The 14,486-nt window shown below is 61.4% G+C and carries 15 protein-coding genes; 4 read left to right on the forward strand and 11 right to left on the reverse strand.

Annotation, left to right across the window (positions count from 1 at the left end):
* Positions 1-142: SipW-dependent-type signal peptide-containing protein (locus tag AC1DCM_RS25240; protein WP_477520147.1), on the reverse strand; the 142-nt coding region annotated here is incomplete at its 3' end.
* Positions 143-392: 250 nt separating this feature from the next.
* On the opposite strand from AC1DCM_RS25240, the gene AC1DCM_RS25245 reads away from it, so the two are divergent.
* Both AC1DCM_RS25245 and AC1DCM_RS25250 read left to right on the forward strand, forming a co-directional pair.
* Entirely contained in the window at positions 393-2,792 is a 2,400-nt protein-coding gene (locus AC1DCM_RS25245; protein ID WP_477520126.1) for a molybdopterin oxidoreductase family protein, read from the forward strand.
* A complete protein-coding gene (locus AC1DCM_RS25250) occupies positions 2,789-3,256 on the forward strand; it encodes a hypothetical protein (protein ID WP_477520127.1) in 468 nt (155 codons plus the stop codon). Before AC1DCM_RS25245 ends, AC1DCM_RS25250 begins: the two co-directional genes overlap by 4 nt.
* 29 nt (positions 3,257-3,285) lie before the next feature.
* Here AC1DCM_RS25250 and AC1DCM_RS25255 read toward each other — a convergent pair whose 3' ends face one another.
* Positions 3,286-4,518, reverse strand: a complete 1,233-nt coding sequence (locus AC1DCM_RS25255; protein WP_477520128.1) for a hypothetical protein — start codon at positions 4,516-4,518, stop codon at positions 3,286-3,288.
* Positions 4,519-4,694: 176 nt separating this feature from the next.
* Between AC1DCM_RS25255 and AC1DCM_RS25260 the strand changes: the two genes are divergently transcribed.
* Both AC1DCM_RS25260 and AC1DCM_RS25265 read left to right on the forward strand, forming a co-directional pair.
* The gene (locus AC1DCM_RS25260) at positions 4,695-5,375 is read left to right on the forward strand and encodes an excisionase family DNA-binding protein (protein WP_442017321.1); all 681 of its coding nucleotides are present in this window, start codon (positions 4,695-4,697) and stop codon (positions 5,373-5,375) included.
* A gap of 85 nt (positions 5,376-5,460) precedes the next feature.
* Positions 5,461-6,222 (forward strand): hypothetical protein, encoded by a 762-nt coding sequence (locus AC1DCM_RS25265; protein ID WP_477520129.1) that lies wholly within the window; start codon positions 5,461-5,463, stop codon positions 6,220-6,222.
* A gap of 75 nt (positions 6,223-6,297) precedes the next feature.
* Here the strand turns inward: AC1DCM_RS25265 and AC1DCM_RS25270 are convergent, their stop codons facing one another.
* The 9 genes from AC1DCM_RS25270 to AC1DCM_RS25310 form a co-directional block, all read right to left on the reverse strand.
* Positions 6,298-6,558, reverse strand: a complete 261-nt coding sequence (locus AC1DCM_RS25270; RefSeq protein ID WP_224093026.1) for a GlsB/YeaQ/YmgE family stress response membrane protein — start codon at positions 6,556-6,558, stop codon at positions 6,298-6,300.
* A 135-nt stretch (positions 6,559-6,693) separates the two neighbouring features.
* Entirely contained in the window at positions 6,694-7,095 is a 402-nt protein-coding gene (locus tag AC1DCM_RS25275) for a hypothetical protein (protein ID WP_477520130.1), read from the reverse strand.
* Positions 7,096-7,157: 62 nt separating this feature from the next.
* Positions 7,158-8,225 (reverse strand): FUSC family protein, encoded by a 1,068-nt coding sequence (locus AC1DCM_RS25280; protein WP_477520131.1) that lies wholly within the window; start codon positions 8,223-8,225, stop codon positions 7,158-7,160.
* A gap of 162 nt (positions 8,226-8,387) precedes the next feature.
* On the reverse strand, positions 8,388-9,665 hold the full coding sequence (locus AC1DCM_RS25285) for a hypothetical protein (RefSeq protein ID WP_477520132.1): 1,278 nt from the start codon (positions 9,663-9,665) through the stop codon (positions 8,388-8,390).
* On the reverse strand, positions 9,662-10,168 hold the full coding sequence (locus tag AC1DCM_RS25290; protein WP_477520133.1) for a hypothetical protein: 507 nt from the start codon (positions 10,166-10,168) through the stop codon (positions 9,662-9,664). The genes AC1DCM_RS25285 and AC1DCM_RS25290 overlap by 4 nt, the downstream gene beginning before the upstream one ends.
* 1 nt (position 10,169) lies before the next feature.
* Positions 10,170-10,853: a hypothetical protein gene (locus tag AC1DCM_RS25295; RefSeq protein WP_477520134.1), complete on the reverse strand. Its 684-nt coding sequence runs from the start codon at positions 10,851-10,853 to the stop codon at positions 10,170-10,172.
* A gap of 259 nt (positions 10,854-11,112) precedes the next feature.
* Positions 11,113-11,568 carry a hypothetical protein gene (locus tag AC1DCM_RS25300; RefSeq protein ID WP_442017314.1) on the reverse strand — a complete coding sequence of 152 codons (456 nt, stop codon included), beginning with the start codon at positions 11,566-11,568 and terminating at the stop codon, positions 11,113-11,115.
* Positions 11,569-12,082: 514 nt separating this feature from the next.
* Positions 12,083-13,507 (reverse strand): serine/threonine-protein kinase, encoded by a 1,425-nt coding sequence (locus tag AC1DCM_RS25305; protein ID WP_477520135.1) that lies wholly within the window; start codon positions 13,505-13,507, stop codon positions 12,083-12,085.
* Positions 13,508-13,681: 174 nt separating this feature from the next.
* Positions 13,682-14,467: a methylenetetrahydrofolate reductase gene (locus tag AC1DCM_RS25310; RefSeq protein WP_477520136.1), complete on the reverse strand. Its 786-nt coding sequence runs from the start codon at positions 14,465-14,467 to the stop codon at positions 13,682-13,684.
* Positions 14,468-14,486 lie beyond the last annotated feature (19 nt).

Below are 14,486 nucleotides of genomic sequence, written 5' to 3' on the forward strand. Positions count from 1 at the left end.
TGCCGGCGGTGACTTGCTGGCTGGCCGAGGTGGAGGAAGTGAACGCGCCGTAGGTTCCCATGCCGGCGACCGCGGCTGCGGTGCCGAGCAGTGCGACGGAAGCGAGGACCTTGCCGGAGGTGGTCTTGAGGCTGATGGCCATGGGAATCAGTGTCCTTTCGGGAGGCCACCGCTGCCGGCCGGCCGTTTCCTGTGCCGGCCCTGAGTGGCTGACAAGAAACACTGTGCCGGGCCAGGATCAAGAACCACTCCTGCAATCCATCAACACTTGCTCAGGAAAAGATCAAGAGTATTTTTTCCTTTTCCCACCACATAGCAGGCGCTCTGGACTGATGATAAGCAACCTGATAATCCTGTAACGAGGGGAAAAGCCTTGATAAAGAGGTGGGATCATGGTGGATCGCATTACGGATATATGGGGCGCGAGGACCCCGTTTGCGCGGGAAGCGGAGTGGCCTTCCCGCGTGGACTACGCCCTGCAGGAAGGCCTCACGGAGGGCGACGTCGACCACTGGGTCCAATCCGCCTGCGTGCTGTGCAGCAATGGCTGCGGCTGCGACATCGCCGTTAAGGACGGCGTCATGGTGGGCATTCGCGGCCGCGCGGACGACCGCATCAACAAGGGGCGGCTTGGACCAAAAGGGCTTTTCGCAAGCTGGCAGGGCGTCTCCAACAAGGACCGGCTCACCCAACCGTTGATCCGCGAAGGCGGCGAATTGGTCGTGACTGATTGGGACACGGCCATGAAGCGGATTGTGGAACGCAGCAAGCAACTCTTGAAGGAGAAGGGTCCACTCAGCCACGGTTTCTACACCAGCGGGCAGCTGTTCCTTGAGGAATACTACGCCTTGGGCGTGATAGGGAAGGCCGGCATCGGGACACCCCACATGGACGGAAATACCCGCCTTTGTACTGCGACAGCGGCATCCGCGCTCAAGGAAACGTTCGGAGCAGACGGACAGCCTGGCGCCTACGAGGACATCGACAACTGCGATGCCATCTTCCTTTACGGCCACAACATGCCCGAGACGCAGACCGTTCTCTGGAGCCGCATCCTGGACCGACTTTCAGGACCCAACCCACCAAAACTCGTGTGCGTTGACCCGAGAAATACAGAGGCCGCCCGTTTTGCCGACGTCCACCTGGCCCTGCGGCCTGGGACCAATCTCGCCCTCATGCACGCCCTGGTCCGGGAGGTGCTGCAGAACGGCTGGGAGGATCCCGCTTACATTCAGGACCACACGCTCGGCTACGACGAGCTGAAATCCACTGTGGAGGAATGGACGCCCGAGGCCGCGGCCGAGGTGTGCGGTGTCAGCGCCCACGACATCAGGAAGGCAGCCCGCATCTTCGGCACCTCGGATCGGGTACTTTCCACCGTTTTGCAGGGGTTCTACCAATCATCACAGGCCACAGCTTCCTCCTGCCAGGTCAATAATCTGCACCTGTTGCGCGGCATGCTCGGCAGACCTGGAGCCGGCCTACTACAGATGAACGGGCAGCCAACAGCACAAAACAACCGTGAATGCGGGGCCGACGGCGACCTCCCGGGCTTCCGTAATTGGCACAACCCGAAACACGTTGAAGAACTGGCCTCCCTGTGGAACGTGGATCCCGCGATCATCCCCCACTGGGCACCGCCAACCCATGCCATGCAAATCTTCCGCTACGCCGAGCAAGGATCCATTAATTTCCTTTGGGTTTCGGCTACGAACCCTGCCGTCTCCCTGCCCGAGCTGCCCCGGATACGCGAGATCCTGGCTAAGCCGGAACTGTTCCTGGTGGTGCAGGATCTGTACCTTACCGAAACCGCCAGCATGGCCGACGTCGTCCTCCCCGCCGCGGCATGGGGCGAAAAGACAGGGACATTCACCAATGCTTCCCGCGTGGTCCATATCTCTGACAAGGCCGTAGACCCGCCCGGCGACGCCCGCAGTGATCTGGATATTTTCCTGGACTACTCCAACCGAATGGGCTTCACTACCCTGGGCGGCACGCCCTTGTTGACGTGGGAGGGGCCGGAAGACGCCTTCGAAGCCTGGAAGGAGTGCTCGCGCGGACGCCCTTGCGACTACACCGGGCTGAGTTACTCGAAACTACGTGGCGGCAGCGGGATCCCGTGGCCATGCAATGAGCAAAACCCGGAAGGCACCACACGACTCTATACGGACGGCGTTTTTCCCAGCGATCCTGACTATTGCGAGAACTACGGTCACGACCTCTTGACGGGAGCCGAAGTGGAGCCTGAGCCTTACCGCGCCAAGATGCCCAAAGGCCGCGCTTGGCTCAAAACAACCAAGTATCATCCACCGCACGAAGAACCGGACGACGAGTACCCCCTCCGGTACACCACCGGGCGGACGGCATACCACTTCCACACACGGACCAAGACAGGACGCTCTCGGACCCTCAATGCGGCAGCACCAAGGATGTGGGTGGAACTCTCGGTCGAAGACGCTTCCGCGCTGGGGATCACAGAGGGCGACATCGTCCGCGTCTCGTCCCGGCGAGGCCTTATCGAAGCGCCGGCTCGAGTCAGCGGCGTCCGGCCGGGGACGGTTTTTGCGCCTTTCCACTACGGATACTGGGACTCAACGCCATCCAGCCCGCCTGATGCTGCCAACGATTCGCGGAAGACCGCAGCCAACGAGCTCACCATCACCGAGTGGGATCCGGTGTCAAAGCAACCGCTTTACAAGAATGCCGCAGTGAAAGTAGAGAAAATCCGCGACGGCGACGGACCGGCACCGGCGCCCAACACCACCGCTTCACGGCAGGCAGGCCAACAATGAACCTCAATATCTACCTGGGTTTACTGCATCAGGGCGAAGCCACCCTGGCCGAGTCCTTCCGGCAGGTCTCCGATGGCCACGGCTCCGAGCCCGATATTCATTTCCTCTGCCAGTCCTTGGCCAAGCAGTGCGATAAGCACGAGGAACTCCTCCTCCCTATAGCGGAGCGGTACGGCAAAGACACATCCGAGCACGAGCCCGAGCGGCTCCATGCCGATGGTTTATCGGAAACCCGAACCGGTCCTGTCGGCCTCCTTCGCGACCTGCAGGACCTGTATCTGCTGGCGAGCTTGGTTGATGTCACGTGGACTGTGGTGAATCAAGCCGGGTCCGCACTTCGCGACGACGAGCTGCTCGCCGTCGTCGAACAGTGCCACAAAGAGACAGAGGTTCAGCTGAGCTGGTTGAAAACCCGGATGAAGCAGGCGGCGCCGCAGGCGCTGCTCGTCGCAGACTCTAAGTAAGTCGCAGACTAAGTAGGTCGCAGCCTAAGTCAGCGGTGCAGCAGCCCCAGGATCGGGAGGGCGACCGCCGTCGAAATTGCCATGGCGGCGGTGTTGCCGATGACCGCGTGGAAACCCTCCGGCAGCCGGGCCGAAATAGCCCTGGCGATGGGAGGGGCAAGCACGGCTCCAAGCAATGCACCGCCGATGATGCTCAGCCACGAGCCGTCATAGGCGAGCACGGCGGCCGGAACCACTGAGACCAGTGACGCGTAGGTGGCAGCCCACCCACCATTGCGGAACCAATCCCGCCAAAGAACAACGCCGATAGCCGAGGTGAGGGCCTGCGCGAACAGGACGTGCGGAAGCAGGTTGGAACCGTAGGCGGGCAGTGCAGGATTCAGCAAGAATGCCGTCGCGACGCCAAGGATCATGCCCGCGCTGGCGAGTTCGTTGGCGAAGAATTGGGTTTCCGTGAAGTCAGAGAGGACCCGGCGCGCCGCCCATATGGCGTCCCTAAGAACAGGGTTAACGCCCGACGGCGGGTGGATGGCTTGCGGCTGCTGAGTCGAGTTGCGTAGGACAAGCCAGGGCAATTTCCGGGCAATGAGGAAAGCCATTACTGATCCCAAGGACATCGCGAGGACGTTCGTCACCACGGCCGGCAGTCCCAGCGGCGCGGCGACCGTTGGGATCAGCACCAACGCGGTGGGCGTTACGGAGAAGGCGCCGAGCACAGCTCCGGTCATGCAGGTCCGCCAACCGGGTCCGTACATCAGGACCAAGGCCGGGGCCACGCAAACAAAAGGCACGAACGTGGGCTGCCATCCGTCGTCGAGCATCCTGCCGAAAACCAAGGTGGACAACAGCAAACTGAGCGACGCCGACGTCAGCACCCACGGCCACAGTCCGGTGCCATACGTCAGCTGGCCAGCCCAGTTCTTGCCCCGTAGGCCAGCGAACCAAGCCAACAAAGCCCCAGCAAGCAACCCGCAAGCTGCCAGCTCTGATTTGTAGAACAGTGGCTCAGTCATGTCGCCAAAGAACCATCGGACTGCTGCGAAAGGTGAGTTGGTGACTGATGCAGCCCAGCCTTCAAACGCCGGGCCGAGCCGCGGCGATTGCTGCGCGAGCGTGTGGAGGACAAGTGCAAGGACTCCGGCGAGGATGACCGCAGCCAACGCGCCCAACGGTGTCCCGATGGCGCCGAGCTCAGTTGCAGTCTTCTTCGGGGCAGGATCCGGCCGACGGCGGGGCGCGCCGTCGACAGCTGAGGTGAGCATCGTTGATAACCCTTAGCGTGCGATGTGGTGTAACTCGAAAGCAGCGTATCCGAGCTTTTCAGGGCGCCCACACTCGTGTTGCTGCGGGGGCTTTGTGACCGGGAGTGCGCAGAATGGTTCTTATTAGAAAACCATTCAGTATATACAGAATGGTTATTTTATGAGAACCTTTAAGCATGGATGTTGTCACCACCAAGGAAGCCGCCAAGCGCTTGGGCGTCAGCGACGTCGCCGTACGTAAAATGCTGAAGAGCGGTCGCTTGACGGACATGGGCATGGTGGGCCACACGATTCTCATAGACCCCGCTTCATTGCATCGTGCTCTGGAATCAGGAAAGCGCTCGGGCCGACTCTGGACGCCGAAGACCGCATGGGCTGCACTCTGCTTGCTCTCCGGAGACAAGGCACCCTGGATTGAATCAACCAGCAGGTATCGGTTAACGCGCCGCCTCCGCGATCTAAATCCGGGAGAGGTTCAGCAACTTGCCAGGAATCGTGCAGAAGTGAAACGGTATCGGGCGACGCCAACTGCCGTCGACGCACTTCAGGAAGCACTGATACCAACTGCCGGCGCGGCGCTGCGCAATAACGAGATCGCTCACCGATTTGGGCTCGCTGGCGGAGGCGGATTCTTCGACGGGTACGCAACGCCGGGAGATGGCAGCAAGATCGCCGCCGCGCTGGGAATGGTCGATGATCCCAGTGGAAACGTGACCATCCGGGAAACCTCGCTGTCTGAACCTTTCGTGGAGCAGACCACACCCCTGGCCGCCATCGCGGTGGACCTCATGGATTCCCTGGCTACCAGGGAACGTTCAGCTGGTATGCGCGTCCTTGAAGAGCTGCTCAATGGATGATCAAAATCGCCAGAATCTTGGCAAGCGGCCCACTCGCGACATACCCATACCAATTGGAGGTTGGGGAAGTCCATGGCCACAGTGCATGGAGTTGGCAAAGGCGCTACCTGCTACAAAGTGGACGCTGGTCGGTGGGCTCATGGTGCAACTGCATGCGGCCGCGGCAGGCCTTCGGGTCACCCGGCCAACGGCCGATGTAGACATAGTCCTTCATGTCGAAACTGGGGCTGTAACCGCATCCGAAGTCACCGAATCGTTGGGCGGACTCGGTTACGAACTGCAGCCATCCATCGATAGATCCGCCCCGGCGCACCGCTTTGTCCGCGGCCAGGAACAAGTGGATGTTATGGTCGCTGATCATGGAGTCGCAAAGCCTCCCCAACGCCTTGGCGGACGAGACATTTTCAGGCTCCCGGCGGGCACGCAGGCCTTGCAGCGCACCATGTACTGCCAGATCACCACAGGTAAAGAAGCAGTGACTATCAGCATCCCAAACACGCTTGGCGCTTTGGTCCTGAAGGGCGCAGCATTTAGGGAAGACTCACGCGATGGTCGTCGCCATCTTGACGATGCAGCGGTGCTGGCCGCAACCATTACCGACGCCCTAAAGGTGGTGCCAGAACTGAAGGGCAGCGACCGCAGCCGTGTCCAAACAATCCACACAGCTTTGCTGGATCCTCTTCATCCCTCTTGGCTCATGCTTGAAGAACATGATCGAGTCGGCGCAAGGGATGCCTTGCGCATCCTGGCCTCAAATCCGCAAGGACTCGTTCTACCGAGGGCTACGGCAGTGAATCCGCCGAACGCGCCAAAGCTTCCAGTCGCCGTCGAGCACTGTCAGGACTAGTACTGGCAGGACGAGAGCTACACGAAAACGGAGGCCCCGACGCGTTCGCGTCCGGGCCTCCACAAGCTCGATGAATCAAGCCTTCCTGCGCGTGACCAATCCCCAGATGACCAGTACGATCAGCGCACCTCCGATTGCGAGCAACCAAGTGGAGATCGACCAGAATTCGTTGATGCCAACCTTGAAGATGGCACTACCGATCCAGCCACCCAGCACGGCGCCCACGATTCCCAGCAGGAGTGTTGCGATCCAGCCACCTCCCTGCCTGCCCGGCATGATGGCCTTGGCAATGGCTCCTGCAATCAAACCCAAAACAATCCAACCAATGATTCCCATGTGTTTCCCTTTCTCGTACGTTGGCCTCCGTCCAGCACCAACAGGTGGCGCCGCCATCGGCCTGATCGCTAGCTGCCCGTTTGCGCGGCGAATTATCCCGACAACTGGGGGCAGACGTCTTGTAGGGCTTCCCTGTTACTTAAGGAGCGATTCAATCTCTCCAACCGGCAGCCCGGCTACTTCGGCAAGTGCCCGGGGTTCGACTCCGGCGTCGACGGCCTTCTTGAAAGCCAGGGCGAGTGTGTTCTGCGAAATGGCCAGCTCATGTTGAAGGCTTTGGCGGCGAAGTGCCGCGACCCAGACGCCGCTGACCGGGTCCAGGGCGTCGATATCCATTCTGAAACCGCAACTGCAAGCCCACTCCGGCCAGACTGGTTCCACTGTGATCCACTGCATGGAGTCATGGCCGGGCCCTGCGGAGATAGCCATGTGCGAACCGCAGTGGACTGGGCCCATCGGCAGTACCCGTTCCGGAGCAAGGTCTACGGTATTGCCAGCCACTGGTGTGGAGCTTGGTTCACGCAGCGCGACTGTCATCGTCTTCTCCCACACATTCACTAGATCTATCTTGGCTATCTAGTTATATGTGTACTTATGATTTAAGTCCAACCAGCCGGGGCTGTTGCCCGCGCCCTCCAGAGCGCGGGAGCCACTACTACCGCTACGCCGACGACGGCCCCGATCAACGTTTCGACGATGCGGTCCCGCAATAAGAGGCCGGGATCGACTGGGGCTGCCAGCAAAGTAGCAATCAGGGCAAGCGGTGTAACGAAAATCTGCGCCACAAGGTACTGCCGCGCGATGAACATTTCAGCGCCGAACTGGCACGCAGCGATGACCAGGACCATGGCCCACGACTCAGGATTGAGCCAGAGGATGCCAGCAAGCAGCACCAACCCGACCACCGTTCCGGCGATTCTTTGGATGCCACGGCTCACGCGATGGCGCGTCGAATGCCCCACCAATGGAACCACTGCCGCGACCATGGCCCAATAAGTGTGGCCGAAGCCAAGCGTCTCCCCCACCAGCGTCGCGATGGTCCCCGCAAGGCCGGCGGCGATCAGGTATCCACCGCCTTCCAACCAGATCGCCCGACGTTCCGGGGTGGTGTGGCGCATGCGCGGCGGCCGCTTCCACTGGGTCCTGTGGCTCTTGAAAATCCGGGATGACATACCGATCAGAAGGCAGAAGACCGTCGTCCCTGCCGCAACGAGCATTGCCTCCCCAAGCGGCGGCTGCGCCTGGATGGATGCGATCGCAGCGAAAGCGAAGATGTGAAAGAGGGAGCCGCCGGGCCTCAGCCTCCAGGCCGCGACCACCACCGAGCACCCACCTGCCACGAGAGTGGTAGCAGCAGTCAGCAGCCACGAATACGCGGCGCCTTCGATTCCCCAGGATTGCGCTCCCCGCGCCATGAGCGTCGCCAGCAGGATGATCAGCAGCATGAAACTACCGGCACGCAGCTGACTTCGGAAGCGGACGCTGTGCGGTTCATTGCGGCCATAAATGCCCGTAAAGGCACCGAACGAAGCAAATACGGCCAGATCCAACCGCCCCAACAGCGTCAGTGAAATCAATGGAACAAAGACACCTACAGCGCAACGGAGAGCCGGGTGATGGTCCTTGTTTCCTGGACCCATCGTGAACATTTCCGCTACAGCCTTCAAGGTGCGGTTCGCCTTTCGTCGCAGGATAAAAACGTACGACGGCGGCGCTGGCGTCCGCTTCAAGGCTACGCTCCGGGCGCTGGACTACTCCGGGTTTGCGTACAGATAGTGCCCCTTTTCACGAGGAATAAGGGGCACTATCAGTTTGCGCATTCCTTGTTGCTAGAAGCGGGAGGCTGTACCTTGCACTGCGGTGGTTGCCAGTGGGTTGCCTGCCACATCTGTGAGGCCAGACGCCGGGGTGTAGCTTGCCGCGGCTGCACTCTGCGTTCCCTGGTTGGGGCTTCCACTCACCGTGGTCCCCAAGGTGATGGTGAGCGTCTTGGCAGTAGGGTTCCATTGCAGGCTTGAAGTCCCCTTATAAGTGAGGGTTGTTGTCGAGGAAGAGTTGTAGGTGCCGCCCAGAGCCACAGTGCCGATCCGCAGAACCGGGCATCCAGTGCTGGCAACGGTGAGCACATTGGTGGTCGGGCTAATGCTGACTGTGACCTGGTTGTCGGCATTCTGGGTCTGCGTTACAGCATCATCCGTCCAGGCACTGCAGATGGTCTTCGCGCTCAATGGTTCGGAGAGCGTTAGTGTCAGCGAATCAAGGGGCTCGATCTTGCCGACTTTATTGCTTCCCGGTCCGTTGTTCAGCTGGACCCCAGTCACCGTTGGCGAACTCACGTCCTTGATGGACGACGCCGTTCCGGGCTGGCCAGTGTTTCCTGCCGCATCGGTTGCCCGTGCGGAGTAGGTGATGGTCCCTGGGCTAAAAGCGCTGAGGTTCAACGGCCCAGCTGTCCAGTCCCCGGAAGCGTCAGCGTTGACAGTCTGGGATATGGGCTGGGCTCCTGTGCCAGTAACGGTCAGGGCCACCGAAGACAAGGCCTCCGCTGTGCCAGTGACGATAACGTTGCCCACGTTGGACTGATAGACATAAGCGGGAGCCGTGACGCCCGGCGCCGGCGGTGGGGTGGTATCCGTAACAGGTGTTGCGCCCGTGCTTCGTGCGCTTTCTGCCCCTTGCCACAGGGAAAGCAGAGGCGTCACCGAGTAGAACCATGTGCCGGCGGGTACATTGCCCTCCACACAGCTGAGGGCCGTGATCGTGCCACTGCAGGTTCCCGTCGCGGTTACCTTTGTCCCGCCGGTTGCCGAGGCGTAGCGGGCGATGCTGTACCCGGTCACGGACCGGCCCGCCGTCGTCGTACTCGCTGCCCAAGAAACCGTCACGCTGGTTCCGGAAACGGAAGTAGTGGGCTTTGCGCCTTGGGCGACGGCGTCGGCCTTGGAAGCACCAAAGCCACTGTTAACAGAACTCCAGAAAGCGCTGGCAGCGGGTCCGCCCCAGGAGACGAGGAGGATGCCGAGAACGATCACGAGGGCGCGGTTCCATGCGCCCATCGTCAGCCGGGACGAGGACGGCGAAGCAGCGGACTGACGAAGCGGGCTCACTTCCGTACCTCCAGCGTGACGGGGACCTTGAATTGGGCGCCTTGGCAGGCGGAGAGTGAGGCCGCGCTCATGCTGGCTGCATCCGGCAGCGTCAGCAGGATGGACGTATTTGCCTGGATGGTGACGGGCTGGGCCAACGGTGTAGGAGGTGGCGTGAAGGTCACGCCGGTGGTGGTGCAGGCGGCATGCCCGGCATCGGCAGTTACGGCGCCATTGCCAGCAATACCGTAGATGGTGACCGCATGGGCATTTGGGTTGCTTGCGCGGAGGATGACGTCGGCTGTTCCACCTGGAACGAGGCTGGTCTGCAGGGTATCCCCCGCGACCAACGCATCCACCGTCACCGCTTGCATGGTCCCGTTGATCGCCGAGCCGCTGCCGATCCCGGTGGTGGCCCAATAGGCGTAGGCGGTCCCAGCGCCGCCCAGGATGCAGAGGGCAATTGTGGCGGCAGTGGTGCGTGCGATCCGTCCGCTACGTAGGTTCCGGCTGAGCGTTTTCATGTCAGTTCGCCTGTCCCGTCCCAGAGTAGGTGAGTTGGAGTGTCGCGCCTTTGCAACCGTCTTGGAGCTGCAACGTGTCCAGCATCCTCACTTGCGGCCATTTGCTTTGGGGCACTCCCAGCGACGTCAGCGAGCTCGGTCCGGAAGGAGCTGCGAATGGGTACGTTCCGGTGTATTGGATGATTTGGTAGTCCGCGCTGCTGCAAGGGAGGTTGGCCGCGACCGCTGCCGGCGTCCGTACCACCTGCGCAATCGAAACCCTGAGGTTGGTGACGGCGATGCTCTTGTTCTCAGGGTTGGAAATCTTCAACTCCACTGGTAGGGACACCCCCGGCGCCAGGACGCCATACAACGCACCCGTGACGCCAAAGGACCGTTTGACTTCCTGAACCTGCAACTGCCCCGGCGCCGCGTTCGATTCGAAGGCGCCGCTCGTCCCCTTCACGGTGAAGTCGAACTTGCCGACCGGCGTAGTGGTCGCCGTGGTGATGGTCAACGACACCTGAGCGGTGCCGCCGGATCCCAGAACCACCGACGACGGCGACCACGCGGCTGTCGCTCCGGCCGGAAGGCCCGCGACGTTGAACATCACGGGTCCCACGAAGCCTCCAGTGGAGGTGGCTGACACTGCAAAGGTGGTGGACTGCCCTTGATCCAGGCTGCGGCTCGAGGGCGACAAAGTCACAGTAATCCCCTTGGCCACCTTGGGCGGATTGCCTTGCGTAGCGCTTTGCCCACTACTTGCGGCGAGTGCCGCCACGGGAACAAGGGCCACGACGAGCGCAAGTAAAATCGCCCGGAGTGGTACTCCAGCTCGACGGAAAGGCGTGGTGCGCTCTGGCCGGTGGTCCATGGAAAGCTCTCTTTTCGGACGTAAGCGTTCAGCGGGCGGAATGCGTAAGCCGGGGACCACCACTCGCAAGGTGGTCCCCGGCTGGGCAACGCTACTGGCTGGAGACGTTGACCGTGACGGTCGCGGACTTGCAGGCGTCCTGGTTGGCGGTGCCGCTGTCGTTGAACTTCAGGACACCGCTACCAACCGACGTTCCGGTCGAATTGGCGGCGACGAGTGAGTTGCTCGTAACTGCGGTGACCTCGAACCAGCCCGGAAGACAGCCGGCGTCGCTCGTGGTTACGTTCGCGGCGAGGGCTCCGACGACCGTCCCAGAGGTCGTCGAGTTATCGGCGGTGTAGGCCACCGCCGTTTGGTTGCCCGGCGCCAGGCCGGCATTGAACGTGGCGTGGAGGGCGACAATTCCGCCACCTGATGAGTTGGCGGCTGAGCCGTTGCCTGATCCCGTGGTGGTCCAGTAGGCGTAGGCAGCTCCGCCACCTACGGCTACCAATGCCACGCCTGCAACGGTGGCGGTGATCCGGCTCTTCTTGGAAAGCTTGCGCATGGTATGACTCCTTGGTTGATCTTTTTCCCGGGGAGCCGCATCGCAACCCCCAGCACCCGACCGTTTCCGGCGGATGAAGCGATGCCCCCAATAGTTCAGCCAGCAGTGCCACCGTGGCTACTCTTGGGTGTACGCCTCTTTTCCGCCCGACCAAGGGGTCAGGAATACGTTGAACCGGCTACCGAGTACTCAGTTTTCGCTCTTGGGACTACTTGGCCGACGTTGCGTCGTGGGTGTGCAGGACGGGCTTCTGTGCGGATCTGATAGCGCGCTTTGCCACACCAGCTCTGGCCGTTCCGCGGCTATGAGTAGGCTGGCAGCGGTTGAATCAGGAGTACTCAGTTTTTTGCGGACGGGTACCTGACGTCAGGAGGTCGCTGCGGACCATCCATCCCGGAAGTTCAGCTGCCACTGAGCCAACATTGTGCCCATCTTGAGCAAAAACTGCGCTTATGTTCGAGCATGGAAGAGGCATGAACGGGTGAATCACATCAAGAGAGTGCGTGTAGGAGCTTTAGTTCGCGCCCCTGCCCTTGCCCTTCTTTCCGTCCCCCTGGCCCTTTTCGTCGGATTGGCCGCCCCCTTGGCCAGCACCCGCTGATGGGTCGCCTCCCGGCTCAACGACCCCCGGTGATTCGGTTCCCGCAACCTCCGTGGGGCTGCTCTGTTGGCTCGCTTCTGACGACGGAGCATCCCCTTGCCCGCTGCCCGAGTTCGACGGAGGCAGCTGAGACGGAGGCAGCTGAACGGTTTGCACCGGCCCTGGAATGAGAACTGTTTCCACCGGCCCAGGGGTGGTAATCGTCACCACTGGCGCGGGAGTGCTGGTCGGGGACGGGACGTTGGATTCCTGCGTAACCGGGGACGGCGACGTAACGTCTGCTGGCAGCGGACCCTGACCAGACAGGGCAACGGCGAGGGGGATGGCTACCGCTGCCGCCAGAAGGACCATCAACAGCGCCCGGAGTCGGCCCCCTCCGCCACTTCTATGAAGCTTCGGGGAAACTACGGTTCTTGGCCCGACGGCGGGTGCCCTGGCAGGCAGGGGCGGCAAAAGAGCGGTAGCTGCAGGGTGTGCGTACGCCTCTTGCCAGGGGCGACCCAGGAACTCTTCGATCTGCGCAGCGGTTGGCCTGTTGTCTGGCTCAAGGTCCGTCATGGACTTCAGCAGCTCGGCTATCGGGTGGTGGATCTGTTCAGGGATGACGGGGGCACGGTGAAGACGGGCTGCAGCCGACTCGATCGGCGTCCCCGGATACTCCGTCCTGCCGGTGAGGCACTCCAGGAGTACCAGGCCGAGGGAGTAGATGTCGCTGGCAGGAGTCAAGGGCCGGCCGAGGGCTTGTTCCGGACTGAGGTACTGTGCGGTTCCCACCGTCATTCCGGTGGCGGTGAGCCGGCTGCCTTCCAATATTCTGGCCACGCCGAAATCGGCGAGTTTCACTACGCGATCAGGGCCTGGAGTTTCCGAAACCAGGATGTTGGCAGGTTTGATGTCCCGATGAATTACTCCGCTGCCGTGAACTTGCACTAAGGCACCTGCAAGGGCGTGGCCGATATGCGTTGTTTCCGCGAGGCTGAGCGGTCCCTCAGCAAGCACCGCACGCAGATTATTACCCGAAACCAGTTCCATGACGAGGAAAGCCTGCGGCGGGCCGGAAGTTCCGGCGTCCACACCGGCGTCGTAAATGTGCACCAAACCTGGGTGGTCAAATCCTGCCAGCAACCGCATCTCTGCCTGCTGACGCTCTTCGAAGCCCTCATCGGCTGAGCCCGGCGAAAAGATCTTAAGTGCAACGTCGCGGAGCAGGACTTCATCACGGGCCCTGCAAACAGTGGACATCGCTCCGTGCCCGAGTAGCTCCAGAATCCGGTAGCGGCCGTTGAGTATGTCCCCGCCGCCTGTTGGATCAACGAGAGCTTCACCGCTTGCGCTCACGGCCCTACACCTCTTGCGTCCAAGCGCGCTGCGCCGATAAATCCTGCGCTGCGATGCAGTTGCTAAGTAACCTTCCTACGGCAAACGTACAGCCTCTGCGGCACCTTGCCAACCATGGAGTTTGCTACTACTTTTCCCGAAAAAATCGGCGGAAGTTCGCACCTAAAGGTCCGGTTACCGGAGCCCTTCGACGACGGTTTGCGGCGTTGGGAGTGCGTCCAAGGAATTGAAACTGTACAGCTGAATGCCCTCGATCCCCGGGCTGGCTGAGAGCTCCTCTATGAGCGTGTACGGCGTGTACCGTTCCCCGATCAGGAGCCTGCGCGCAAGCGGACCTTTGCGGCTGAGGAATTTCAGGGACGATCCAACTCCGATCTTGGTGGCAAGCGAGACCAGCTTTGCCTTGGGCACCGCCCCCGCCACACCTGCCCAAACTGGAAGCAACACACCGTTGCGGCGAAGCATGGCCACATACTCCTGGATCTTGTCTGCGGAGAAACACATCTGGGTGACGATCTTGGTTGCGTGCTCTTGCTTCGCCAGCAGCGCATCAACCAAGTGCAGGTTGGTGATGTCCGGATGCCCTTCGGGGTACCCGGCCACTCCAACCCTCATGGCACCGGAGGTTATCTGGGCGATGTCGCGCAGCAATTCCCCACCAGTGGAATACGAACCCGAGGGCTGCCCGTCGCCACCGATGGCGAAGACTTCCGTGATGCCCGACGCCGAGCAGTCGCCCAGTATTGCGGACAGCTCGGCGCGGCTTTCAAGAGCCTTCGCCGCAAGATGGGGAACCACCGTATAGCCGAGCTCCCTTAGTTGGACGGCAGTACGCAGCGTGGCGCCGACACCGTGCTTGGGCAGGCACGTAATGCTGATCGCGGTAGACGTCGGCAAAGCCTTGCTGACGGCGTCCACGATTCCCTCGGACGGGATGATCTCAACGCGGAGGGGAAGCATGAGGTGTCCTTTGGCTCTG

This window comes from Paenarthrobacter sp. 10N417, assembly GCF_056394745.1.

Excerpts from the sequence above, each read along its gene's own strand:
- AC1DCM_RS25300 (WP_442017314.1), bottom strand. The coding sequence starts at position 11,568 with ATGCGCAAGCTTTCCAAGAAGAGCCGGATCACCGCCACCGTTGCAGGC.
- AC1DCM_RS25255 (WP_477520128.1), bottom strand. The coding sequence starts at position 4,518 with ATGCTCACCTCAGCTGTCGACGGCGCGCCCCGCCGTCGGCCGGATCCT.
- AC1DCM_RS25265 (WP_477520129.1), top strand. The coding sequence starts at position 5,461 with ATGGAGTTGGCAAAGGCGCTACCTGCTACAAAGTGGACGCTGGTCGGT.
- AC1DCM_RS25250 (WP_477520127.1), top strand. The coding sequence starts at position 2,789 with ATGAACCTCAATATCTACCTGGGTTTACTGCATCAGGGCGAAGCCACC.
- AC1DCM_RS25310 (WP_477520136.1), bottom strand. The coding sequence starts at position 14,467 with ATGCTTCCCCTCCGCGTTGAGATCATCCCGTCCGAGGGAATCGTGGAC.
- AC1DCM_RS25275 (WP_477520130.1), bottom strand. The coding sequence starts at position 7,095 with ATGACAGTCGCGCTGCGTGAACCAAGCTCCACACCAGTGGCTGGCAAT.
- AC1DCM_RS25270 (WP_224093026.1), bottom strand. The coding sequence starts at position 6,558 with ATGGGAATCATTGGTTGGATTGTTTTGGGTTTGATTGCAGGAGCCATT.
- AC1DCM_RS25245 (WP_477520126.1), top strand. The coding sequence starts at position 393 with ATGGTGGATCGCATTACGGATATATGGGGCGCGAGGACCCCGTTTGCG.
- AC1DCM_RS25260 (WP_442017321.1), top strand. The coding sequence starts at position 4,695 with ATGGATGTTGTCACCACCAAGGAAGCCGCCAAGCGCTTGGGCGTCAGC.
- AC1DCM_RS25290 (WP_477520133.1), bottom strand. The coding sequence starts at position 10,168 with ATGAAAACGCTCAGCCGGAACCTACGTAGCGGACGGATCGCACGCACC.